The following is a 23,567-nucleotide window of genomic DNA, read 5'->3' as shown; positions in this document are numbered from 1 at the left end:
CGGCGTTCCTCATCTCCTGTATCGCACCATTATCGGCGGCGGCCTTCGCCTTGTTAGACCATAATGGCGGATAAAACATGACCGTCGTTACAGACCCGCCAATAGGGTATCGGGAATAATACTTATAATTCGACGTGAATATTACGCGATCCAGCCTCTGTACCACAGTGGCCTCCTCGTCATCCATCGATGCGAGCGGCGGCTCCGCCGACAGCAGAGCTTGCGGAAGAGTCGACATTTGCGCCGCCTTCCGGCAAATCTCCGGCCGACGAGAGAGCGGGCGCCCGCGATTCGTGCGCAGGAGGAGGCCGCCGCCCGCCGCAGGCCGCGCGCAAGCTGGAGACCCATATGGCGCCTCATGACGCCGGCCTGCCGACGGTGGGCGCACGCTTCGGACGGATCGCATTCGGCTCGATCTGCTCGCTCGTCTCGATCATGGAAGCCGCTGGCGGCAGGGAGCATATGCTCGTCGCCGGATTTTTCGCAGCGACCGCCATGCTCCTCATGCGGCCGGCGCCGGGGCGCATTCGCCAAGGAGTCGATTTCGCGCTCGATTTCTGCGCAATAGGCGGGCTCGCCCTCCTTTGCGATCCGTCCGGCGTGCTCTGGCGTGCGCCGGAGACGCTGTCCAGCCTTTTCACATTGACGCCGATCGGCGCGGGCTCCGCGGTCGGCCTCTATCTCTTCGGCGTCTCCATTCTTCCTGGATCGCCTTTCGCGCTGCGCGCGGCGCTGTTCCTTCTCCCCTTCCTGTTCAGCCTCCTGGTCGCGCTCGGCTCGCGGGTCATCGGCGAATTGGGCGGGCTGATCTTCCTCGGCCTCGACGTTCCGCAGACGGCGCGCGTCGTCGCGGCGCGGACGCTCATTGTTTTTCTCTTGAACGAGGCGGTCATCGTCGGCGCGCCGCTGGCGCTCGGCCGCTATCTGCCGCAGCAGTGGCGCCCGCATGGCGTGCTGATCCTCGCCGCTCTGATCGCCGCCGTCACGCCGGAGATCGCCAGCCTCGGCGCGCATCCGCATGTCGCCTTGCTGCCGGCGCCGCTCGCCATCATCGTCGCCTCGCTGCTCGCCGCCGCCGCTCAGGCGGGCCTTTGGGGCGAGACCTATCTCGTCACCCAGGCCATGGCAGGGATGCTGCGCGGGACGCCGTCTCTGCCCGTCATCGTGCTGAACGACTGGAAGACGGGCGCCGCCAAGGGCGCCGTCTACGGCTTTGTCTTCATGGCGCTGCTGCTGGTCGCCGGGCTCATTGTGAGCTTCCCGCCGGCGCTCGGGCTTCTCGTCGCGGCGGGGCCGGTCGGCGGCGCGTTGATCGGCGCGGCGACATTTCCGCTGCTGCGCGCCATCGTCGAGAGCACGGATTCGACCCCGCCATTCTACGCGAGGCTACGTCACGAATATGAGCGGACCGCCAATTTCCCGCGCGGGCTCATCGCCGGCGCCGCGGTCGGTCTCGCGCTGCTATTCGGCCTGCCGGGCGAGGACGGCGGCGCGCGCTTCCTCTTCGGCGCCGGGGCGGGGCTGCTCGCCTATGCCGGCGTCGACATGGGCTTCGATCTCTATGCGCTTCAGCAGAAGCGCCGCCAGCATTTGCGCAGCTGGTGCGTCTATGCGCTCGGCGCGCTCCTCGGCGGTCTCGTCGGCGGGGCGGTGGCCTGGTATCTCGACGCCGATCAGCTCTCGACGATCACCAAGAAATTCTTCGCCTATATCTCGCTGAGCTACGCCGCCGACGGACGGCCGGTCGCCGATTATGTGATCCGCCCGCTCTTCTCCAAATGGGGCGCGACCAATCTCGGCTTCGTCGACGGCGGCGTTCGCCTCTTCTTCGACGAGTCGCTGTCGGGCGTCATTCAATGGGTGTTCGCCGCACCCTTGTTCTCGATCAATCTCTTTTTCCTGACGGCGCTGGTGCGCCGCAGCCTCGCGCCTTTGCGCCAGCTCGCGAGCTGGGAAGGTCTCGACATGCTGGTCGAGAATGCGGTGCGCGTGCTGCGCTGGGGCCTGTGGATGGCGCCGGTCATCTATTCCTTCCTGAAGGCTTCGCCCGATCCCGCTTGGTACAATCAGGACGGCCTCATCCGCACCGGCGTCGCCATATGGATGAATCACGCGCTGCCGGACCAGGATTTCCGTGCCTGGAGCCTCGATATTTTCACGGCTCTGCTCGCCTATGACGCGATCCGCGTGCTGATCTGGTTCGACCATATGGGTCTGCGCGTCGCGACCTTGGTGAACCTCTCCTTCGTCGGCGGCGATGTCGCCGACGAGAAGGCCGCGCGCTTCATCGGCAAGGCGCAGAAGAGCCGCGCCATTCCGGAAGGCCTACGCCGCTTCGCGACCTGGGCGCCGCTGCTGCTGCCCTTCTACATTCCGCGCGGCGCGGAATGGGATCAGGCCTGGAGCGCGGCCGAGCGCATGACGCATCTGAGGCCGCCGTCCTATTCCTATCTCATGGGCGGCTATATGGCCTATGCGGGCGCGCTCTCCATCGCGCTCGTGATCTTCCTGCTGATCCAGCTCGCCAAGGCCGGCAAGCTGCCGCTGGAAGGCATCACCGGCGCCGGCGGCGCGCCCGGCTCCAAGCCCTTCGAGCTGACCAATGGCCTCGTCACCAGCCAATGGTTCGAGGATGGCCAGGGCGCTATGCGCGTCGAGGGCGTCGCCCGCGGCGGCCCGCCGATCGATCTCACCCGCCGGCCGGACGATCACGCCCATCCGCGCGGACGCTTTCTGTTCTTCCGCGAGGATGGCCGCGATCTCTGGTCGCTCGGCTCTGCGCCGACCTGCGTTCGCTGCGAGAAGGTCTCGCTGGAAAGCGAGGGCTGCACTTTCCTCTATTTCCTAATGGAGCAGGGCGGCTTCGCCATTGAGGCGAAGATCGCGCTCGCGCCGGACGAAGCGGTCGAGATCACGCGCCTGCGCCTCGTCGATCTCGAGCAGCGCCCGCGCAAGATCACGCTCGCGACCTTGCGCGAATGGGTGCTGAACGAGACCGGCGTCGAGCAGCGCGACGCCGCCTATAACGCCATTCACATCGGCACATGGTTCGTCGGCGGGCTGAATGCGATCATCGCGCAGAACCGCCTGCTGAAGGGCGGCGCGCGCCGCGACGTCGATCGGCGCCTCTCGCCCGAGGTCGGCTTCCATGCGATCGGCGCCAGCGAAGGAACGCGGCTTCGCCTCATCGGCTATGAGGATGTGAAGGCGCGCTTCTACGGCCTCGGCGCCGCTGGCGCGCCCGACAGTCTCCGAGACGGGGACATACCGCGCGATCCGTCCGACGAAGGCTTGCTGTTCGGCTTCGAGCCGATCGCCAGCCTGCGTGCGGAGCTGGAGATCGCGGCCGGAGGCGCGGCGGAGATCGTGATCGTCGACGGCTGGGCGCGCGACATTGGCGCGGCGACGCGCATGATCGCCGAGCATCTCTCCCGCGACTTCGATTTCGCGAGCGTGGAAACGGCGCTAGCGCGCAAGCGCGCGCTGCTGCACCCGCCGGCGCCGACCGAGCATCGCTACGCCTTCGCCGAGGACGGCCGCAGCCTGACGCTTCGGCCCGACACGACGCGGCTCTACGCCCATGTGATCGCCAATGCGGTCGGGCAGGGCGCTGTCCTCGGCAATCATGGCGATATTTATTCCTTTCACGGCAATTCGCGGCTCAACAGCCTGACGCCCTTCCGCATGGGCGAGGGCCGCATGACCCCGGCGGGACAGGCCATCTATGTCTACGACCTCGCCCGTCAGGACGCCCATTCGGCGACCTTCGCGCCGATGCGCCGGCGCGACGCCGAGCATTCCGTCGAATATGGCCTCGGCTATGCGATCTATCGCTCGAGCCGCGACGATCTCGATCTGGAGCTGACCGTCTTCGTCTCGCCGGACCAGCCGGTCGAAATCAAGCTGCTGCGCATCATCAATCGGCGTGATCACGAGCGTCTGCTGCAGATCACGCCAGCGATGGAGATCGTCCTCGCAGAGACGCCGAACGAAAGCCTCGGCCGCGTCGAGGCCCTCGCGGGCGAGAATGAGCGCGCGCTCTACTTTCGCAATCCTGACAATAATTTCGTCCAGGGATGGGCCTTCGTCTCGACATCCGTCCCGGCGGAATTCGCCGAGACGTCGCGGCGGCGCTTCCTCGGCCATGAGAGCCGCGATCCGGCGCTTCCCTATATGGTCGAGCACGGCCATCCCGACGCCGGCGCGCCGGAGCATCAGCGCAAGGTCGCGAGCTTTTCCGGCGCGATCGACGTTCCCGCCAATGGCGAGTCGCTCGTCGTCGTCGCCCTGGGGCAGACGCCGACGCTCGAAAGCTCCAGGATTCTCGCCGCTCTCGCCAGCGACCCGGCCTATGCCGTGCGCGCGTTGGAAGAAACGAAGCGCGATTGGGAGCAGCGCCTCGGCGTGCTGCGCGTGAAGACCAATCGGCCGGAATTCGACCGGCTGGTGAACGACTGGCTACCCTATCAGCTGCTCGTCTCGCGGCTCTGGGGCCGCTCCGGCCCGGCGCAGCGCTCGGGCGCGACCGGCTATCGCGACCAGCTGCAAGACGTGCTGCCGCTCATCCATCTCGCGCCGGAGCTCGCCCGCGCGCAGATTTTGAAGCACGCCGCGCATCAGTTCATCGAGGGCGATGCGGTGAAATGGTGGCATGACGCGCCGAACGGCGGCTGCGGCATCGCCGACCGCACCCACGCCTCCGACCCGCATCTGTGGCTGCCCTATTTGACGGTCCGCTATGTGAAGGGAACGGGCGACGACGCCATTCTCGACGCGATCGAGCCCTTCCTCGAGGCCGAGCTGACGCCAGCCGACCGGGAAGGAAACGCCAGCGTCCCGCTGACCTCGCGCGACAAGGACAGCCTGCTCGGCCATTGCGCGCGGGCGATCGACTATTCGCTGGATCGCTTCGGCGCCCATGGCCTGCCGCTGATGGGCACGGGCGATTGGGACGACGGACTCAATCTGCTCGGCGCGCAGGGGCGCGGCGAGAGCGTCTGGGTCGGCTTCTTCCTGCATGGAATTCTGGCCGATATCGCGCCTTTGTTCGAGGCGCGCGGCGACGCCGAAAGAGCGGCCCGCTATCGCGCGCGCGCCGAGGCGCTACGCGCCGCGCTCGATTCCTGCTGGCGCGGAGACCGTTTCCTGCGCGCCTATGCCGACGACGGCAGCGAGGTGGCGCCGATGAGCGCCATGACCGCCTCTTGGCCGATCCTCGCCGGCGCAGTGGATTTCGCGCGCGGCAAGGAGACGCTCGACAATGCGCTGGCGGCGCTCGCGCGGCCGGATCGCATATTGCTGGTGACGCCTTTCTTCGACGAGAACTCGCGTCCCTATCCAGGCCGCAGCGCCGAATATCCGCCGGGCGTGCGCGAGAATGGCGGCCAATATTCGCATGGCGTCTCCTGGCTGATCGACGCGCTGACGCGCCTCGCGCTGGAGGCCGCCGCGCGTGGCGATCACGCAGAATCCGACACGCTGTTCGCACGCGCGTGGGACGCATGGTTCGCCATCTCGCCGTTGTCGCGCCTCACGACGCCGGAGCAGGCCGATATTTACGGCCTCGCGCCGCATCAGCAGCCGGCCGACGTCTATGAAGGCGAGGGCTATGAAGGCCGCGGCGGCTGGAGCTGGTACACGGGCGCCGCCGCGCGAATGCTGTCCGCCGCCTATGGGCTGCTCGGCTTGGAGATGATCGACGGCGAGCTCAGGCTGCGTCCCGACGCCTTCGAGTCCAAGGGCGAGTTGAAGCTCGAGAGCGTCACTTGGCGCGGAAAGAACTTCTCGGCCTGAAGCGTATGTTTTCACCATGAATCGGCGTCCGCGGCGCGGACGCTTGTGGACAAATTGATTTCATTTTAGCTTTTCGCCGCTCGATCGGCAGCTTTCGCTCGGGCCTCGATCTCGATGCGGCGTTTTTGTTCATGAGCTCATGGGCGCGTATCTGCTCCTGTGTCGCGGCGCTGTCGTTTCTGCATTCGACGGCGTGCCGCGCCGGCGCGTTTCTGCAAAAGCCGGGCGAGGGGATCATCATCCTCTCGACGAGCTTCTCCGACGCCCATAAGGCCTATGACTCGCGCGGCAAGCTCGTCGCCGCGCCCTCCTATGCCAAATTCGAGACGCAGGCCTATGTCGAATATGGCCTCATCGACGAAATCACCTTCGTCGCAGAGTCGAGCTACATGCGCTTCCGCGGCGCGAACGAGCAGCGCCAGCTCGAGCAATTGCAATATCTGACGGCCGAAGCGATCGCCGGCGCGCCAATCTATCTGCCGCCCGGCCTCGGCGGCGGCGCACGTTACGAGGGGCTCGGCGCAGGCTGGATCGGCGCCCGCCTGCGGCTGCTCGAATGGGGCGCGACCATTCTCTCCGTGCAAGGGAGCCTGCGCGCGGCGACGCCCGCCGCGCAGACCTATCTCGATATGAAGCGGCGATTGCAGGAGGATGTACGTCTGCAATTGGGCTGGCCTGTCGAGATTTTCGGTCTGTCCGGCTTCGGCGACATGAAGCTCGGCTATCGCTCTCTCGGCCAGAGCGGCGACGAGCTGCGCGGCGAGACGACCTTCGGCCTTCGGCCCGTCGATGGCGTGCTGCTGCTGGCGCAGAGCTTTCTCTCCTTTTCTCCCTGGAGCGGATCGGCGCCTTTCATGTCCTCGCAAAAAGCTCAGGTGAGCGCGGTTTGCGACGTCACAAGCGAGATCGCCGTGCAACTCGGCGTCCGCGCCTCGCTGCGCGGCGTCAATGATTCGGCCGAGCGCGGCCTGCTCGGCGCCCTATGGTATAGGTTCTGAGAGGAACCGCGGGCGAGGGGAAGATGACACGCTGTTTCGGACTCATTCTGGCCGGCGGCCAAGCGCGGCGCATGGGCGGCGTCGCCAAGCCGCTGATCGAGGTCGGCGGCGCGCCCATCCTCGAGCATGTCGTGCGCCGGCTCGCGCCCCAATGCCTGCGCCTCGCGCTCAACGCCAATGGCGATCCGGCGCGCTATGCCGCCTTTCATCTGCCGATCGTGCCGGACGAGGTGGAGGGTTTCGCGGGGCCGCTCGCTGGGGTGCTCGCCGGGCTCGACCATGTCGCCGCCAATTTCCCGGATGTTCCGCTCATGCTGAGCGTTCCGGCGGATACGCCTTTCGTTCCGCTCGATCTCGCGGCGCGGCTCGCCAGCGCGCGCGCCGCGGCGAAGGCGGAGATCGCCGTCGCCAAATCGGCCGACCGCGTGCATCACGCCGTCGCTCTATGGCCGGTGGCGCTGCGCGAGCCGCTGCGTCATGCGCTGGTGAAGGAGGATTTGCGCAAGGTGTCGGGCTTCATCGAGCGCTACGCCAATACGCTAGTGGATTGGCCGGTCGAGCCCTATGACCCGTTCTTCAACGTCAATCGGCCGGAGGACATAGAGCAGGCCGAGCGCATAGCGGCGGCCCTTGAGTCTCAGCGGTCGTAGACGAATTCGATACGACCGATGATGTTCTCGACCGGCACGAAGCCGACGCCGCCTTTCTCTGGAGCCAAACGCGAATCCGCCGCATTATCGCGATTGTCGCCCATCACGAATATATGATGCGCCGGAACGACGAATGTGGATGTCGTCGCGAGAGGCGGCGGCGTTTCGCCAAAGCCGATGACTGTCTCGTAATGCGTAAAACTTCGTCCTTCCGGCAAATGCTCGCGAATGATCTGTCGGCCCGAATAGACGACCGATGGAATGAGCACGCGCGACACAGGCTCGCCGTTGATCCAAAGCTTGTCGTGATCGAGCTTGACGTGATCGCCGCTCAAGCCGATGACCCGCGCCAGATGGTCGCTTCCATTCGGAGCTATGAAGACGATGACATCGCCGCGAATGGGCTCGAGATTTGGCCATCGGCCCGAGATCGGCAGAGGAAACCATTCATAGCTGTGTCGGCTCAATCCGTAGGCGAGGCGATTGGCGTAGACGGTCTGTCGGTATTCGATGGTCGGCTCCATGGACGCGCTCGCGGAATAAAAGCTCCGAAACGTCGGCCCGATATTCGGAACGACCGCCCATATGGCGAGAAACAACAGAATTCCGACCGTGATCACGCGACGGAAAAGCCGCCGATCCGCGACGTCCGACGGATCGAGCGTTTCTGCATCCCTCATGCTATGACCTCAGAAAAGCGTCGATGAAACGAGCGGCTCGCACGAGGAAATAGCGTAAAGCGCCGCAATAGTCACCCGAAGCGTCGGCGCGCGCTTATCCCTCACACAAACCCCGGATCGATCGTCCCCGTCCGCTCGAGCCAGGCCGGCGTCGGCAGATTCTGCCCGCGTAGGAAATCGAGATTATAGAGCTTGGAGGCGTAGCGCGTGCCGAGATCGGCGAGGATGGTCACGATCGTATGGCCCGGCCCCAGCTCCTTGGCGAGGCGGATCGCGCCCGCGACATTGACGCCCGAGGAGCCGCCGAGCAGCAGGCCTTCATTCTCGGCGAGATCGAAGAGAATGGGCAGCGCCTCAGTGTCCGGGATCTGATAGGCGAGATCGATCGGCGCGCCCTCGAGATTGGCGGTGATGCGCCCTTGGCCGATGCCCTCGGTGATGGAGGAGCCCGAGGCCTTCAGCTCGCCGGTCGTGTAATAGGAATAGAGCGCCGCGCCGAGCGGATCGGCGATGGCGATTTTCACGGAGGGCTTGCGCTCCTTCAGCGCAATGCCGATGCCGGCGAGCGTGCCGCCCGTGCCCACCGCGCAGACAAAACCGTCGATCGCGCCCTCGGTCTGCGCGAAAATCTCCGGCCCGGTGCCGCGAATATGGGCGTCGCGATTGGCCACATTGTCGAATTGATTGGCCCAGATCGCCCCTTCCGGCGTCTCCTTCGCCAACCGCTCCGCGAGGCGGCCGGAGAGCTTCACATAATTATTGGGATTGGCGTAGGGGACGGCCGGCACCTCGACCAGCTGCGCGCCTTGAAGGCGCAGCGTGTCCTTCTTCTCCTGGCTCTGCGTCTGCGGGATCACGATGACGGTGCGAAAGCCGAGCGCATTGGCGACCAGCGCGAGGCCGATGCCGGTATTGCCGGCCGTGCCTTCGACGATGGTTCCGCCCGGCTTCAGCGAGCCTTCCGCTATGGCGGCCTGGACGATGGAGAGTGCGGCGCGGTCCTTCACCGAGCCGCCCGGATTCATGAATTCGGCCTTGCCGAGAATGCGGCAGCCGGTGGCCTTGGACGCCGCCTTCAATTCGATGAGCGGAGTATTGCCGATCGCTTCGATGACATTGGCGGCGAATTTCATGTCGGACCCGTCCTTTGAGCGCTCAGAATTCGCGCTAGCCTATGGAGATAGAGGAAGCAAGGATTATTCCTCGCGAGGCGGCTCGCCACGCGAGAGGCGAAAGGTCGCGGCGTGGACGGCGCTCTCGCCGGGCGCGAGAATCCGCATCGACGGCTTCTCGTAGAGATCGCCGGAAAAATCCTCCGGGTCGCCATGACCTGTCCAGGCCTCGATGCAGAGAAAAGGCGCCGGCGGCAGCGACCAGAGCGCGATATGGGGAAAATCCTCGAGCTCGATCGCGAGAACGAGCCCGTCGCCATTGTCGTAAAGGAGACGGCGGCTCGCGGCGCCCAGAAAGCACAGCGCCTCTTTCTCGAGGAGCGCCGCCGAGAGCGACAGCCTCTTTCCGACGAGCGGAATCGCGCGACGTCGGTCCGAGAACAGCCCGCCCGGCGCGATGACCGGGACCTCGCGGTTTTCCTCCCGATCGAAATGGATGGCGTGCGGGAAGGGGGAGCCGTCGAGCGGCCAGCGGAAGCCCGGATGCAGCCCGCAGGCGTAGGGCAGGGGCCGCGCGTCCCGATTGGCGGCGGCGAGGGAGACGCGCAGCTCACCCGGCCGCAGCGCGAAATGCGCCTCGAGGCGAAAGGCGAAAGGATAGAGAGAACGCGTGTCCTCGTCCTCCTCGAGGACGAGGCGCGCCTCGTCCGCGCTCCGCTCGAGAAGGGCGAAGCGCTTTCTCCGCGCGAAGCCGTGCAGGCCGAGCGGGAACGTCTCTCCGTCGACCCGCGCGCGCCCGTCCCGCGTCCAGCCGACCACCGGAAAGAGCAGCGGCGCGGTCTGCGGCCAAACGGAGGGCTGCGGCGTCCAGATCGCCTCGACGCCGCCCGCGCGCCAAGAGCGGAGCTCGGCGCCGAGCAATGAGATTTCGGCGACGTCGAGAGAGCCGGCCGTCAAGCGAATCGTATCCATCATTCGGGGATCGTAGCGAGCCGGGCCGTGGTCTGGGAGCGACTTCCCGGCGTCTTGCGAAATCCGGGGGGACGGCGCATTTTTCGCGTCATCGTTCGCGCGGGCGCGCGATGCAGACGAGCCGGGACATTTCCGGCTCGCCCGCCGCGAGCGGTCACGACGGGCCGTCGCGCTCGAAAGGTTTCCTCGCCTATGTATTTCAGCCGTTCATGGATTTTGATCTCCGCGCTCGCGCTCTGCGCGCCGGCCGCCGCCGCGCCCACCCGCGAGCCCGCCTCCGCTCCGCGCCCAGACGGACCGCCGATGCGCGTGACCATCGTGCGCGGCGCCTATCCGGGCTGCGAGCCGAATTGTGAAGAATGGATCGCCGCGGAAGGGCGGATCGAGAAGCAGTCGCCGGCGCTGTTCCGCGCGGCGATCGACGCCGCCGAGCCGCGCAAGCCGCCGATCCTCATTCATTCGGGCGGCGGCGACGTCGATTCCGCCATAGCGATCGGCCGGCTCTTGCGCCGGAAAGGATTCCAGGTCGCGGTCGCGCGCACGGAATTCCTCGCCGAAGCCGCGCCGGCGGCCGCGGAGCCGGCGCGCAGAAAAATCAAAAAGCCCGAGCCGCCGCGCGCCAGAGGGTTCGCGCGCAGCCTCCAGGCGAGCTGCGCCTCCGCCTGCACGCTGATCCTCGCCGCTGGAACGCAGCGCTACGTCGGGCCGACCGCGCTCGTCGGACTTCATGAGATCGTCGTGCCGGAGACGACGGTCACCCAGACGATGCGCTATTACCGGATCCGCACGCTCACCAAGGGCGGCCGCGTGGTCTCGAAAGAAAAAGTCCTTGTCGGCGAGAAGAATTTCGTTCGCCACATCGGCCGCTCGAAACCGACGCCCGAGACCTATCGGCGCGTGCGCCGCTATCTCGCGGAAATGGGCGAGACCAAGGAGGTCGTCGATCTGATGATGACCGCCCCGCCCGAGAGCATGCGCTGGCTGACCCGCGCCGAGCTCGTCTCGACGAAGCTCGCGACCGACGAGCGCGGCGGGGAAACGCTGGTCGCCTATGTCCCTCCGCCGCCGCCACCGCCGAAATTCGCTGTCCGGCCGATCTACGAGACCTTCGTCGCGCTGCAGCGGGAGACGGCCGCCTCTTCTCACGCGCCGCCGTCGTCGCCGCCGTCGCCGCCATCGATCCGGCCGCCGAGCTGGCTCGAGCTCGATCGCGATTGGGCGCTTCCCGCGGGCCTCTCCGGCGGCCTGCTGCTGCTGCTCATCCTATCGAGCCTCTTCAGAACCTTGCGCGGTCCCGAGCCGCAGCGATGGCGCCCGCCCGTCGCGGGCGACGCGCCCTGACGCCGAGGAGCGCGAATGGCGGGAGCGGCGTGGCGCGTGGCGGTCATCGGCAGCGGCGGCCTTTTCATCGGACGACCTCCGCACGGGACATCCCGGCCGATCGCTGAATGGCGAGGAGAGGGACACAGCGGATTTTCGGGGGATCGGCGGGCGCGGCGCGCCTTGTCTCATTGACCGGCCGCATGGCCGCGGCGATGCTCAGCAGACGATTCCCTCTCGTCTCCCGAGTCTCGATGCTGGACAAAATCGCCGGAAGCGACCGGCCGCCCTTCCTCGGCGTCGAGCGCTCCGTTTCGGGGCGCGTCTGGCGCGCGCGGCTGCGGCCGCAGGAGGAGGCCCAGGCGAGCGCCATCGCGCAACTCCACGGCCATGGCGATCTTCTCTCCCGCGTGCTGGCCGGGCGGGGGATCACCCAGGAGACAGCGGCGACCTTTCTCGCTCCCACATTGCGCGAACTAATGCCCGATCCGCTCGTCCTGCAGGAAATGGATGCGGCGGTCGAGCGGCTCGCCCGCGCCGTCGAGGCGGGCGAGCAGATCGCCCTGTTCGGCGACTATGACGTCGACGGCGCGGCCTCTTCGGCCCTCTTCGCCGAATTTCTGGAGGCGGCCGGCTGCCCGCGACCCTTCCTGCACATTCCCGACCGCATTCTGGAAGGCTACGGCCCCAACTTCGAAGCGATCGCCGATCTACGGGCGAGGGGGGCGAACCTTCTGGTGACGCTCGACTGCGGCACGACGAGCCACGCCGCCCTCGCCTCGGCCCGCGCGTCGGGTCTCGACGTCATCGTCGTCGACCATCATCAGGCGCCCGAGCTGCTTCCCGAGGCGATCGTCGTCAACCCCAACCGCGCCGACGACCTCTCCGGTCTCGGCCATCTCTGCGCGGCCGGGGTCGCCTTCATGACGCTGGCGGCGCTGGCCCGCGAGCTGCGCCGGCGCGGACATTGGACCGACGCCCGGCCGCAGCCCGATCTCCTCGCGGGGCTCGATCTCGTGGCCCTGGCCACGATCGCGGACGTCGCGCGTCTGCACGGCCTCAACCGCGCCTTTGTGGCGAAGGGCCTCGCGGTCATGCGGGGCCGCGCGCGCATCGGCCTTTCGGCGCTGCTGGACGCCGCCCGGGTGGACGGGCCGCCACGCGCCTATCATCTCGGCTTCGTGCTGGGCCCGCGCATAAACGCCGGCGGACGCATCGGCGACGCGGCGCTGGGGGCGCGGCTGCTGACGCTGCGCGATCCCGTCGAGGCGGCTCGCATCGCCGCCGAGCTCGACCGGCTGAATGTCGAGCGGCAGGCGCTGGAGAAGGCCACTCTGGAAGAGGCGGAGGCCGAGGCGGATCGACAAATGATGCGCTCCAACCGTCTCTCCTGCCTCGTGGTCGCGGGCGAGGGATGGCATCCGGGCATTGTCGGAATCGTCGCCTCGCGGCTCAAGGACAAGTTCAAGATTCCCGCCTTTGTCATTGCGAAGACAGGGGAAGTCTGCTCAGGCTCGGGCAGAGGCTCGAGCGGCGTCGATCTCGGCCGCACGGTGCGTATGGCCGTCGACGAGGGCCTTTTGCAAAAGGGCGGCGGTCACGCGATGGCGGCTGGCGTCACGCTGGCGCGCGATCGAATCGACTCCTTCCGCGCCTTTATGAACGACGCGCTCGAGGATGACGTCGCGCGCGCGCGCGACGCCGATGCGCTGCTCGTCGACGGCGCGCTGACGGCGCGCGGCGCGAGCGTCGATTTCATCCGCGGGCTCGAGCGGGCGGGGCCCTTCGGCGCCGGCAATCCCGAGCCGCTCTTCGTTTTTCCCGACCAGAGCATCGTCGATTCGGCGGTGGTCGGCTCCTCCCATGTGCGGGCGCGGCTGCAATCGGGCGACGGGGCGCGGCTCGACGCCATCGCCTTTCGCGCCGTGGGAACGCCGATCGGCGACGCTCTGCTCGACGGACGCGGTCGGCTTCTGCATGTCGCCGCCCGACTCGGAGCCAATGTGTTTCGCGGCTCGGAGCGCGTGGAGACGCGGATAGCCGATCTCGCCCGGCCGGATCGCGAAACATGGTGAACGCCGCGCTACGCCTGGAGATCGCAGGACAATTGCGGCGTCGAACGCCGCATATGCCGCAATTTGGTCGCAATCTGCCTCTCTCATTGCAAAGCTCGAGGATGCGGGAGAGGGAGCGCGCGACGCGTTAACTCTCGAGTAAGTCGGGCGCGAGACATTGAGGCGTGCGGTCGCGCCAATTCGAGGTTTTCGGAGCCCGCCGCCGGCGTCGTTCCGCAGGTCGAGCGTTGGAAGCGAGCCGTCCCCCCATTTCGAGCGAATGCGCGCCTGACATGAGATCGAGACTGCCGGACTTTCGCATTTCCATCGCGCTTCTCGGCCTTTGCGCGCTGGCCGGGTGCTCTTCCGCTCCGCCCGCCGTTCAGAAGGTCGCGCGCGCGCAGATCGACCCTCGCTATGGCGTGGCGCCGAGCCCGCGCGTCGTCGCCGATGGCGAGGAGGTGCCGCGCGGCGGCGGCTATTATATGGTCGGCAAGCCCTATCAGATCGCCGGCAAGACCTATTATCCGAGCGAGAAGGCCTATTCGGCGACCGGCCTCGCTTCCTGGTACGGGTCCGATTTCCACGGACGCAAGACGGCGAATGGCGAAGTGTTCGACAGCGCCTCGATCAGCGCCGCCCATCCCACTCTGCCGCTGCCGAGCTATGCGCGCATCACCAATCTGCGCAATCACCGCTCCATGATCGTGCGCGTCAACGATCGCGGCCCCTATCATGGCGGGCGCGTGATGGATGTGTCGCGGCGAGTCGCCGAGGCGCTGGAATTCTACCGCGTCGGCACGGCGCATGTGAAGGTCGATTATGTCGGCCGCGCCGCACTCGCCGGATCGGACGACGCCAAGCTGCTCGCCACGCTGCGCGAGGACGGCCGGCCGGCGACGCTGCCGGGCGGCGCGCCGATCATGGTCGCGACCAATCTGCGCGAGCCGCCGGCCCGCGTCGCTCGGCTCGAGCGCGCGGAGGAGACGCAGCCGGAGCGCGCGACCCTGTCCCGCGCCGAACCGCGAGAAGAAGAGATCGCCACTCGCGCCGACGCGATCGACATCGAGAGCCCACGGCGCGCCGAGCCGCGCGCCGTCGAGAAGGAGCCGGTCTCGACCATTCCGACTCCTATTTCTTCCAAAGCCTTGGCCATGGCCAAGAGCGCGCCCTTGCCGCCGTCGCGTCCCTTCGATCTCGGGACCGCTTCCGCGCGCAATGTCCGGCTGAGGCAAGCGCTCAATTAACCTCGATGCCGCGGGCGCCGTCCGAGCGTCGCGCGAGGCCGTTGCTTTCTGCCGCCCGACGCGCCACATTTTAGCGGAACTCATTGCGTGGGGCCGTCGACGCGCTCCGACGGCGTTTCGAACGAAGGCGAAAGACGCGTGCCTGTCTCCCTTCCCAAATCCCTCATCCGCCTCGGCTTTGTCGCGGCGGCTCTCGCCATCGCGCCGGCGGCGGCCTTGGCTCAAGGCTTCCAGACCAGCGCCCCGCACGCCATTCTCGTCGATGCGGGAACCAGAACAGTGCTGCTCGAAAAGGGCGCCGACGACTATGTGACGCCGGCCTCCACTGTGAAGATCATGACCGCCGAAATCGTGTTCCGCGAGATCGCCGAGGGGCGGCTGAAGCTCGACGACGAATTCTCCGTCTCGGAGCACGCCTGGCGCAGCGGCGGCGCGCCCGCCGGCGGCTCGGCCATGTTCCTCGCGGTCAACAGCCGGCCGCGAGTCGAGGATCTGATCCGCGGTCTCGTGATCGACTCCGGCAATGACGCCGCGATCACGCTCGCCGAGGGCGTCGCGGGATCGGAAGAGGCGTTCGTCGGCCGCATGAACAAGCGCGCCTCCGAACTCGGCCTGACGAAGTCCGTTTTCGGCAATCCATGGGGGAAGGCCGGGCCCGACCAGAAGGTGACGCCGCGCGAGATGGTTCAGCTCTCGGCGCATGTCATCAAGACCTATCCCGACCTCTATCGCTATTTCGGCGAGAAAGAGTTCACCTGGAACAAGATCAAGCAGCAGAACCGCAATCCGCTGCTCACCATGAGCCTCGGCGCGGATGGGCTCAAGACCGGCAATATAGACGATTCCGGATTCGGCATGGTGGGCTCCGCCGTGCAGGACGATCGCCGTCTCATCGTCGCCGTCTATGGGCTGCGCACGGCCAAGGACCGCGCCGAAGAAGCACGCAAGCTGCTGCAATGGGGCTTCCGCAATTTCGAGGAGAAAGCGCTGTTCAAGGCGGGCGAGACCGTCGGCACGGCGCAGGTCTATGGCGGGACGGCCGGGACCGTGCCGCTGACCTCTCCGAACGACATCAAGGTGCTGCTGCAGCGCGGCGGCTCTGAGAAGCTCTCCGGCAAGATCGTCTATGAGGGGCCGCTGATCGCGCCGATCGAGGCGGGGACCAAGGTCGCCAAGCTCGAGGTCCGCCGCGGCTCGACGGTCGTGCTGGAGCAGCCGCTCGAGGCCGCAGAGACCGTCGAAAAAGGTTCGCTGGCGAGCCGCGCCTTCGACGCGGCCTATGAATATGCCGCGGGCGCCATTCACAACAAGCTGTCGAAGAAGCAATGAGCGCAGAGCCGCCGCTCGGCCCGGCGCGTGGGCAGGACAAGGGCCGCCCCGGCAAGTTCATCACGCTCGAGGGCGGCGAGGGGGCCGGCAAGTCGACGCAGATGCGCCGCTTGCAGGAACGCCTCGCGCAAAGGGGCGTGGAGGCGATCGCGACGCGCGAGCCCGGCGGCTCGCCCCATGCCGAAGTGCTGCGCGAGGCGCTGCTCGGCGGCAAGGCGGCTTCGCTCGGCCCGCTCGGCGAGGCGATCTTGTTCTCCGCCGCGCGCATCGATCATCTCGATCGGCTGATCAAGCCGGCGCTGGCCCGCGGCGCCTGGGTCATTTGCGACCGTTTCGCCGATTCGACGCGCGCCTATCAGGGCGCGCGCGGCGGCGTCGATCCGCGGCTGATCGCTCTGCTCGAGCGCATCGCGCTGATGGGCTCCGTTCCCGATTTGACGGTGATCCTCGATCTGCCGCCCGAGATCGGCCTCGAGCGCGCGCATCGGCGGCGCGCGCCGGACGTGGCGGCGGACCGTTTCGAGCGCGAGGGGCTGGAGTTTCATCGCGGACTGCGCCAAGCCTATCTCGACATAGCCGCGAGCGAGCCCGGCCGCTGCTGCGTCGTCGACGCGCTGGCGCCGGAGCAGGAAGTGGCCGAGGCCATTTGGCATGTCGTCGAAGCGCGCTTTTTTCGGCCCGAGATCGTCATTCCGTTGAAGAGCGTGGTGGCGTGAAGCGCGACGTCGAGGCTCCGCCCGAAAGCGATCGTTTCGCCGATCTCCCGCATCCACGCGAGACCTTCGCGCTATTCGGCCACGAAGCCGCCGAGAGCGAGCTGCTCGACGGCTTTCGGCGCGGCAAGCTGCCTCAGGCCATACTCATCGGCGGGCCGGAAGGGATCGGCAAGGCGACGCTGGCCTGGCGCCTCGCGCGCTTTCTGCTCGCCCATCCCGACGCCTCGAGGCCGGAAGCCGCGAGCACAGAATCGCTCTTCATCGCCGAGGAGGCGAGCGTCAGCCGGCGCATGGCGGCGCTGGCGCTGCCCGATCTCTTTTTGCTGCGGCGCGAGTGGAACGAGAAGACCAAGAAGCATTTCACGGAAATCCGCATCGAGGATGTCCGCAGGCTCATTCATCTCTTCCAGCAGAGTTCGGGCGAAGGCGGCTGGCGCGTCGCCATCGTGGACAGCGTCGACGATCTCAACCGCTCCAGCGCCAATGCGCTGCTCAAGCTGATCGAAGAGCCGCCGGCGCGCTCGCTGTTCCTGCTCGTCGCGCATCAGCCGGGCCGCGTGCTGCCGACCATCCGCTCGCGCTGCCGCAAGCTCAATCTCGCGCCTCTGGCCGAGGCCGACGTCATCGCCGCGATAAGGGCGCTGGGCGCGCCCTGGGCCGAGGAGAAACAGGAGACGCTCGCCGGCGCGGCGGCGGGGGCGGAAGGCTCGGTGCGTGAGGCGCTGCGCCTCTTGGACGGCGACGGCGTCGCCTTCGACACGGCGCTGCGGGCGATGTTCGCACGCCTGCCGCAAGTGGATTGGCTCGCCGTTCATTCGCTCGCCGACCGGCTCGCCGGACGCGACAATGAGCAGGCCTATGAGACCTTCATGAGCGGGCTCTATCGCTTCCTCGATTCCACAGTGCGGACCAAGGCGGGCGAAGGCGCGAGCGCGACGAGCCTCGCCCCTTACGCGCGCGCCTGGGAACGCATAGGCGAAGCGGCGCGCGAGACGGAAGTGTTCAATTTCGATAAGCGCGGGCTCATTCTGCAGGTGTTCGCCGATCTCGAAGAAGCGGCGAAAGGCGCTTGAGGCTTTTCGGCCGACGCGAGCGCCGGCGCGACGCTCGAAGGCGCGTCGAAGCAAAAGCAAGGAGTGATTTTCATCGCAGCATGCCGCTCAACGGAACGGAGCGTATATTCCTGTTCGACTCGATCGATGGACGCAGCTCGACTCGTGGGTCACATTTGCGCTGCGCGTCCATTGCACGGCTCTGAGGCCAGTCAGTCGTCGACAATCCGTTCTTCGAGACTTTGATCTCGGCCGGGTTCTTCAAAATCCAAATGCCCAATTCAGTGAAAGGAAGTCGATAGAGCGACGCCCAGCGCCGTAGCGCTGAGCAGAATCGACGGTTGCGATCGGCGCTGGCCGCTGCAGCGTAATCGCCGGAACTGGTTGTTTCGCCGTGTCCGAAGGCTTCGGATTTAAATCCCGCGAGCAGACCCGCAGGCGCGTTCTCGACATCGAAAGAGGCGGGCGCCTCTATCGCCAACTTGCCCTTTTGGCTGGCGTCGACATTGCGCAAGCTCCAAATGGTCGGGCCTTCTCCGATCAGCAGAACTGCTGCATCGCCAGCGTTCTTCAGATCGAGCGTGATGCGCGGCGTCGGTGAACCGATCGGAGCGGGAGGAGCGTCGATGATAGCGACATGAAGGGCGTGATTATAGCGCGCAGGCTCGGACACAGCGGCGACGGAGGCGCTCAGACGGCCGAGAACTTTCGATAGGCTCAACGCGTCGCCGCCAATTGCAAGATCCGCGGGCGTCGCCGAGGTCGCTACCGCGAGGAGAGCGGGGTCGGGCGCGGACGGGCGCTTTTGCTGCGCGTCCGGGTGATCGATTTCGACGGTCGTCGAGAATGGCGTCGCGACGACCCTTACGCGTGGACGTGGCGCAAGCTGCACGGAAATGCAGCTTACCAGAATGAGGACAGCGGCCGCACCGACGACGACGCGCCCGACGGGGTGGCTCCAAATCGCTGAAAGTGATTGAAACATGCATAAATCCGGATGCTAACGTGTTTTCTCGCCGAAGCTGACGCCGTTCCGGTGTTTGGAGGCGCCTTTAGAATGAAAGCTATAGAGTGATCTCGAGGATGATCGACCATATGACGAAGATGTTACTGAATTCTCTAGCTGAAGCTTGCATCGGGAACGATCTACCGACCTCGAAAGGCTTCCCGCCGGTCTCCCGCGCCGACGCGCGCGTGCTGATCCTCGGCTCGCTGCCTGGGCAGGTCTCGCTGGCGCGCGTCCAATATTACGCGCAGCCGCGCAACGCCTTCTGGCCGATCATGGGGCTGCTCTTCGGCGCCGCGCCGGAGCTTCCCTATGAGGAGCGTCTCGCGCGGCTGACCGAGAGGGGCGTCGCTTTGTGGGACGTCTGCGCGCAAGGGCGGCGGCCGGGCAGCCTCGACCAGAAAATCGACACCGCCAGCGTCGTCGTCAATGACATAGCCGGCTTTCTGGTCACGCATCCGCAGACGGCCCTCGTCTGCCTCAATGGCTGCAAGGCGGGCGATCTCTATCGCCGGATGGTCGCGCCGGCGCTCGCTGCATCAGCGCCGCCCAGCATGGTCTTGCCTTCGACCAGCCCGGCCCATGCGGCCATGAGCTTCGATCGCAAGCTCGAACATTGGCGGGCCGCGCTCGCGCAATCGATCTAGCCAGGAATTTTGCTGCGCCGCACGCCTTCCGCTTCCCCGCCGCGGCAAAGCGCGCTAGACCCTTGCCCATGGCTGAACGTCCGACCTTCATGATCACCACCGCCATTCCTTACGCGAATGGCGCCCCGCATATCGGTCATGCGTATGAACGCATCGCGACCGACGCTTTCGCGCGCTTCAAGCGGCTCGACGGCTTCGACGTGCTGTTCGTGACCGGAATGGACGAGCACGGCCAGAAGATGCAACGCACCGCCGAGCGCGAGGGGCTGAGCCCGCAGAAGCTCGCGGACCGCACCGCCGGCCAGTTCCAGACCATGGGCGAGACGCTGAACGCGCTCGCCGACGATGTCGTGCGCACGACGCAGCCGCGCCACGCGGAGGCGGCGCTCGAGATTTGGAAGCGCATGGAGGCGGCGGGCGATATCTATCTCGCCAAATATTCCGGCTGGTATTCGGTGCGCGACGAGGCCTATTACGACGAAGGCGAGATCACCGAGGTCGAGGGCAAGAAGCTCGCGCCCACGGGCACGCCGGTCGAATGGGTGGAGGAGGAGAGCTGGTTCTTCAAGCTCTCGGCCTATCAGGAGAGACTGCTCGCCCATTATGAGGCGCATCCTGATTTCATCACGCCAGAGAAATACAGAAACGAGATCGTCTCCTTCGTGAAGCGCGGGCTCACGGATCTTTCGATCAGCCGCACGACTTTCGACTGGGGCATTCCCGTCCCGGCGAAGCCGGAGACCAATTCGCCGCATGTGATGTATGTGTGGGTGGACGCGCTCACCAATTACATCACCGCGACCGGCTTTTTGACCGGGGAGGGGGAGCGCGCCCGCTTCTGGCCGGCGAACGCCCATGTCATCGGCAAGGACATAACGCGCTTTCACGCGATCTATTGGCCGGCCTTTCTGATGTCGGCCGGCGTTCCGCTGCCCAAGCAGATCGTCGTGCACGGCTTTCTGTTCAGCCGCGGCGAGAAAATGTCGAAATCGGTCGGCAATGTCGTCGATCCGATCGATCTCGCGCAGCGCTATGGCGTCGATCAGCTGCGCTATTTCTTCTTGCGCGAGATTCCCTTCGGCCAGGACGGCAATTATTCGCATGAGGCGATCGTCAACCGCATCAACGCCGATCTCGCCAATGACCTCGGCAATTTGGCGCAGCGCTCGCTGTCGATGATCGCCAAGAATTGCGGCGGCTCCGTCCCGACGCCGGGCGAATTGACCGAGGCCGATCGCGCGCTGCTCGCCGACGCCTCCGCCGCGCTGGGCAAGGCGCGCGAGGCGATGGACGTCTATGCGCCGCATCTGGCGCTGGCGGAGCTGTTCCGCGTCGTCGGGGACGCCAATCGCTATTTCGCCGGCGAGGAGCCCTGGGCCAAGAAGAAGACCGATCGCGAGCGCATGGAGACGATCCTCTATGTGACGGCGGAAGCGCTGCGGCGGCTCGCCATTCCGCTGCAGCCTTTCATTCCCGCCGCGGCCTCGGGCCTGCTCGATCTGCTCGGCGTCGCGCCCGGCGCGCGCGATTTCGTCCATGCGGGCGAAAAGGACGCGCTCACGGCCGGCGCGCCGCTTCCTGCGCCTGTGCCCGTCTTTCCGCGTTATGTGGAGGAGGGTGAGGCGCAAGGCGCCAAAAACTGACGGGAGCAGCAGATGAAACGATCGCGAGCGAGCCTTCTTCGAATGACGGCGACGGTCGCGGCTCTGCTCTGCGCCGGCTCGTCCCTCCATGCCGAAGGCTGGCGCCTTTATCGCAACGCCCGTTTCGGAACGACAGCTGTCGTGCCGAAGGACTGGACGATCGGCGCGGCGCCGGAGAATGACGATGGACGCGTCTTCACCTCGCCGGACCGAAGATCGGAAATCACCGTTTATGGCGGCTATCGTAGCTTTCAAAAGGAACAGGAGATCGCCGATCGGCTCGCGCCCGTCGAGGGCGAGACCGTCACCTATCGCAAGCAGGCCAAGGACTGGCTCGCGGTCTCGGGAACGAAAGGCGACCGCATCTTCTATCGAAAGTCGATACTGTCCTGCCGCGGAGCGATCTGGAATACTGTCTCCATCGAATATCCGGCTTCGGACAAGAAGAAATTCGACGCGCTGGTGACGCGCGTCTCGCATTCGCTGCGCCCGGGACGGGCCGACGAAGCGCCGACCGATTGCCGCTGACGAGGCGAAATAAATGCTCATCGACACACATTGCCATCTCGACTTCCCCGATTTCGCTCCCGAGCAGGAGGAGGTCGTGGCGCGCGCCCGCGCGCAGGGCGTCGCGCGTTTCATCACCATCTCGACCCATGTCGAGAAATTCGCCGCGATCGCCGCCATAGCCGAGCGTTACGAGGATGTGTTCTGCACGGTCGGCACACATCCCAACCACGCCCATGAGGAGCGAGAGGCGAGCGCGGCCGAGCTCGTCGCGCTGGCGCGCCACGAGAAATGTGTCGGCATAGGCGAGGCGGGACTCGACTACCACTATGACAAAGCCCCGCGTGAGCTGGCGCATCGCGTTTTCCGCGCCCATATCGCCGCCGCGCGCGAGAGCGGGCTGCCGCTCGTCATTCACTCGCGCGACGCCGACGCCGATTGCGCCGAAATTCTGCGCGAGGAAATGGGGAAGGGGGCTTTCAAGGCCCTGCTCCATTGCTTCACCAGCTCGCGCGCGCTGGCCGAGACGGCTGTCGAGCTCGGGCTCTACATCTCCTTTTCCGGCGTGGTGACGTTCAAAAACTCCGGCGAATTGCGCGAGATCGCGCGCGACGTGCCGCTGGAGCGTCTGCTGGTGGAGACCGACGCGCCGTTCCTCGCGCCCGTCCCGCATCGCGGCAAGCGCAATGAGCCGGCCTATGTCGCCGATACGGCGCGCACGCTCGCCTCGGCCAAGGGCGTCTCCTTCGAGGAGATGGCCGCGCAGACGACGGCCAATGCGCTGGCGCTTTTCTCCAAAATGACGCCGATCGAAACACGGCGAGCCGCCGAATGAGCCTTTCCGTCACAATTTTGGGCTGCGGCTCCTCCGGCGGCGTTCCGCGCGTCGGCCAGGGCTGGGGCGCCTGCGATCCCGCCAATCCCAGGAATCGCCGCCGGCGCTGCTCCATATTGGCGACGCGGACCGCGGGAGACGCGCGGACCAATGTGCTCGTCGACACTTCGCCCGATCTGCGCGAGCAATTGATCGACGCGAAGGTCGATCATCTCGACGCAATCCTCTTCACCCATCCGCACGCCGATCACACCCATGGCGTCGACGATGTGCGCGGCCTGGTGCTGGAGAGCGGCCGCCGCATTCCGGCCTATCTGGACGAGCCGACGGCGAAAATGCTCACGGATCGCTTCGACTATATCTTCAAGACGCCGCCGGGCAGCTATTATCCGCCGCTGCTCGACGAGCATCGCATCCATCTCGGGCGAGAAGTGACGGTGGACGGCCCGGGCGGCGCCATCGCGGCCATGCCGTTCCGGCTCGACCATGGCGATATGGACGCGCTCGGCTTTCGCATCGGCGGCCTGGCCTATACGCCAGACCTCAATTCCGTGCCGCAGGAGAGCTTCCGCCATCTCGAAGGGCTCGACGTCTGGATCATCGACGCGCTGCGCCACAAGCGTCACAGCACGCATCTCTCCGTCGGCGAGGCGCTGGAATGGGTCGCTCATTTCAAGCCGCGCCGCGCGATTCTGACCGATCTGCATGTCGATCTCGACTATGACGCGCTGGCCGCGACTCTGCCGGAGAATGTGACGCCGGCCTTCGACGGAATGCAGATCGCTCTGGCCTAGGGCGATCCGAAGAGCCGCATTATCCATGACCCGAGCGATCGGCGCTGTGCCGACCGATTTAAGTTCCATAATATCGATTATGCGATTTTTGTTTCGCAAACTCTCCGGATTTCAGGAGCTTGCTCGGCGGAGCCCGCCCCTCGCCTTCGTCGTCTCCTTGCGGCGACGTCATTTGCCGCGCTCGCGCCACTTTTGAGGATTTCGATCAAAGA

The 23,567-nt window shown here is 66.3% G+C and carries 18 protein-coding genes; 14 read left to right on the top strand and 4 right to left on the bottom strand.

Annotated features, from left to right (window positions below; translation table 11 throughout):
• Positions 1-348: 348 nt before the first annotated feature.
• The 3 genes from KP010_RS02995 to mobA all read left to right on the top strand — a co-directional run bounded on the left by KP010_RS02995 (position 349) and on the right by mobA (position 7,441).
• Positions 349-5,793: a GH36-type glycosyl hydrolase domain-containing protein gene (locus tag KP010_RS02995; protein WP_142863763.1), complete on the top strand. Its 5,445-nt coding sequence runs from the start codon at positions 349-351 to the stop codon at positions 5,791-5,793.
• A 131-nt stretch (positions 5,794-5,924) separates the two neighbouring features.
• Positions 5,925-6,791, top strand: coding sequence for a hypothetical protein (locus KP010_RS02990; protein ID WP_142863762.1), 867 nt, complete (start codon positions 5,925-5,927; stop codon positions 6,789-6,791).
• 23 nt (positions 6,792-6,814) lie between these two features.
• Entirely contained in the window at positions 6,815-7,441 is a 627-nt protein-coding gene (gene mobA / locus KP010_RS02985; RefSeq protein ID WP_108917797.1) for a molybdenum cofactor guanylyltransferase MobA, read from the top strand.
• Here the strand turns inward: mobA and lepB are convergent.
• The 3 genes from lepB to KP010_RS02970 all read right to left on the bottom strand — a co-directional run bounded on the left by lepB (position 7,429) and on the right by KP010_RS02970 (position 10,208).
• Complete coding sequence (lepB, locus tag KP010_RS02980) at positions 7,429-8,121, bottom strand: signal peptidase I (protein ID WP_142863761.1); 693 nt, start codon at positions 8,119-8,121, stop codon at positions 7,429-7,431. The two genes, mobA and lepB, sit on opposite strands and share 13 nt — an antisense overlap.
• Positions 8,122-8,222: 101 nt before the next feature.
• On the bottom strand, positions 8,223-9,254 hold the full coding sequence (locus KP010_RS02975; RefSeq protein WP_142863760.1) for a cysteine synthase A: 1,032 nt from the start codon (positions 9,252-9,254) through the stop codon (positions 8,223-8,225).
• Between the two features lie 63 nt (positions 9,255-9,317).
• Positions 9,318-10,208 carry an aldose 1-epimerase family protein gene (locus KP010_RS02970; RefSeq protein ID WP_142863759.1) on the bottom strand — a complete coding sequence of 297 codons (891 nt, stop codon included), beginning with the start codon at positions 10,206-10,208 and terminating at the stop codon, positions 9,318-9,320.
• A gap of 189 nt (positions 10,209-10,397) precedes the next feature.
• Here KP010_RS02970 and KP010_RS02965 point away from each other — a divergent pair, with 189 nt between their 5' ends.
• The 6 genes from KP010_RS02965 to KP010_RS02940 all read left to right on the top strand — a co-directional run bounded on the left by KP010_RS02965 (position 10,398) and on the right by KP010_RS02940 (position 17,944).
• Positions 10,398-11,546: a hypothetical protein gene (locus KP010_RS02965; RefSeq protein ID WP_142863758.1), complete on the top strand. Its 1,149-nt coding sequence runs from the start codon at positions 10,398-10,400 to the stop codon at positions 11,544-11,546.
• Between the two features lie 233 nt (positions 11,547-11,779).
• The gene (gene recJ, locus KP010_RS02960; protein ID WP_216280410.1) at positions 11,780-13,600 is read left to right on the top strand and encodes a single-stranded-DNA-specific exonuclease RecJ; all 1,821 of its coding nucleotides are present in this window, start codon (positions 11,780-11,782) and stop codon (positions 13,598-13,600) included.
• Between the two features lie 272 nt (positions 13,601-13,872).
• Positions 13,873-14,826, top strand: coding sequence for a septal ring lytic transglycosylase RlpA family protein (locus tag KP010_RS02955; protein ID WP_216280409.1), 954 nt, complete (start codon positions 13,873-13,875; stop codon positions 14,824-14,826).
• Between the two features lie 138 nt (positions 14,827-14,964).
• A complete protein-coding gene (locus tag KP010_RS02950; RefSeq protein ID WP_216280408.1) occupies positions 14,965-16,155 on the top strand; it encodes a D-alanyl-D-alanine carboxypeptidase family protein in 1,191 nt (396 codons plus the stop codon).
• Positions 16,152-16,871: a dTMP kinase gene (gene tmk, locus KP010_RS02945; protein ID WP_216280407.1), complete on the top strand. Its 720-nt coding sequence runs from the start codon at positions 16,152-16,154 to the stop codon at positions 16,869-16,871. The genes KP010_RS02950 and tmk overlap by 4 nt, the downstream gene beginning before the upstream one ends.
• Positions 16,868-17,944 (top strand): DNA polymerase III subunit delta', encoded by a 1,077-nt coding sequence (locus tag KP010_RS02940; RefSeq protein WP_216280406.1) that lies wholly within the window; start codon positions 16,868-16,870, stop codon positions 17,942-17,944. The genes tmk and KP010_RS02940 overlap by 4 nt, the downstream gene beginning before the upstream one ends.
• 70 nt (positions 17,945-18,014) lie before the next feature.
• On the opposite strand, the gene KP010_RS02935 is transcribed toward KP010_RS02940, so the two are convergent.
• Positions 18,015-18,437, bottom strand: a complete 423-nt coding sequence (locus tag KP010_RS02935) for a hypothetical protein (protein ID WP_216280405.1) — start codon at positions 18,435-18,437, stop codon at positions 18,015-18,017.
• A 581-nt stretch (positions 18,438-19,018) separates the two neighbouring features.
• Here KP010_RS02935 and KP010_RS02930 point away from each other — a divergent pair.
• The 5 genes from KP010_RS02930 to KP010_RS02910 all read left to right on the top strand — a co-directional run bounded on the left by KP010_RS02930 (position 19,019) and on the right by KP010_RS02910 (position 23,355).
• Positions 19,019-19,576 (top strand): DNA-deoxyinosine glycosylase, encoded by a 558-nt coding sequence (locus KP010_RS02930; protein ID WP_246659979.1) that lies wholly within the window; start codon positions 19,019-19,021, stop codon positions 19,574-19,576.
• A gap of 68 nt (positions 19,577-19,644) precedes the next feature.
• Positions 19,645-21,219 (top strand): methionine--tRNA ligase, encoded by a 1,575-nt coding sequence (gene metG, locus KP010_RS02925; protein WP_256448881.1) that lies wholly within the window; start codon positions 19,645-19,647, stop codon positions 21,217-21,219.
• Positions 21,220-21,261: 42 nt separating this feature from the next.
• Positions 21,262-21,747 carry a hypothetical protein gene (locus KP010_RS02920; protein ID WP_142864247.1) on the top strand — a complete coding sequence of 162 codons (486 nt, stop codon included), beginning with the start codon at positions 21,262-21,264 and terminating at the stop codon, positions 21,745-21,747.
• A gap of 13 nt (positions 21,748-21,760) precedes the next feature.
• A complete protein-coding gene (locus tag KP010_RS02915; RefSeq protein WP_142864246.1) occupies positions 21,761-22,561 on the top strand; it encodes a TatD family hydrolase in 801 nt (266 codons plus the stop codon).
• Positions 22,558-23,355 (top strand): MBL fold metallo-hydrolase, encoded by a 798-nt coding sequence (locus tag KP010_RS02910; protein ID WP_142864245.1) that lies wholly within the window; start codon positions 22,558-22,560, stop codon positions 23,353-23,355. Before KP010_RS02915 ends, KP010_RS02910 begins: the two co-directional genes overlap by 4 nt.
• Positions 23,356-23,567 lie beyond the last annotated feature (212 nt).

The organism is Methylosinus sp. KRF6 (assembly GCF_018887255.1).
Classification (GTDB): domain Bacteria; phylum Pseudomonadota; class Alphaproteobacteria; order Rhizobiales; family Beijerinckiaceae; genus Methylosinus; species Methylosinus sporium.
This window is presented reverse-complemented; position numbering and strand designations above follow the sequence as displayed.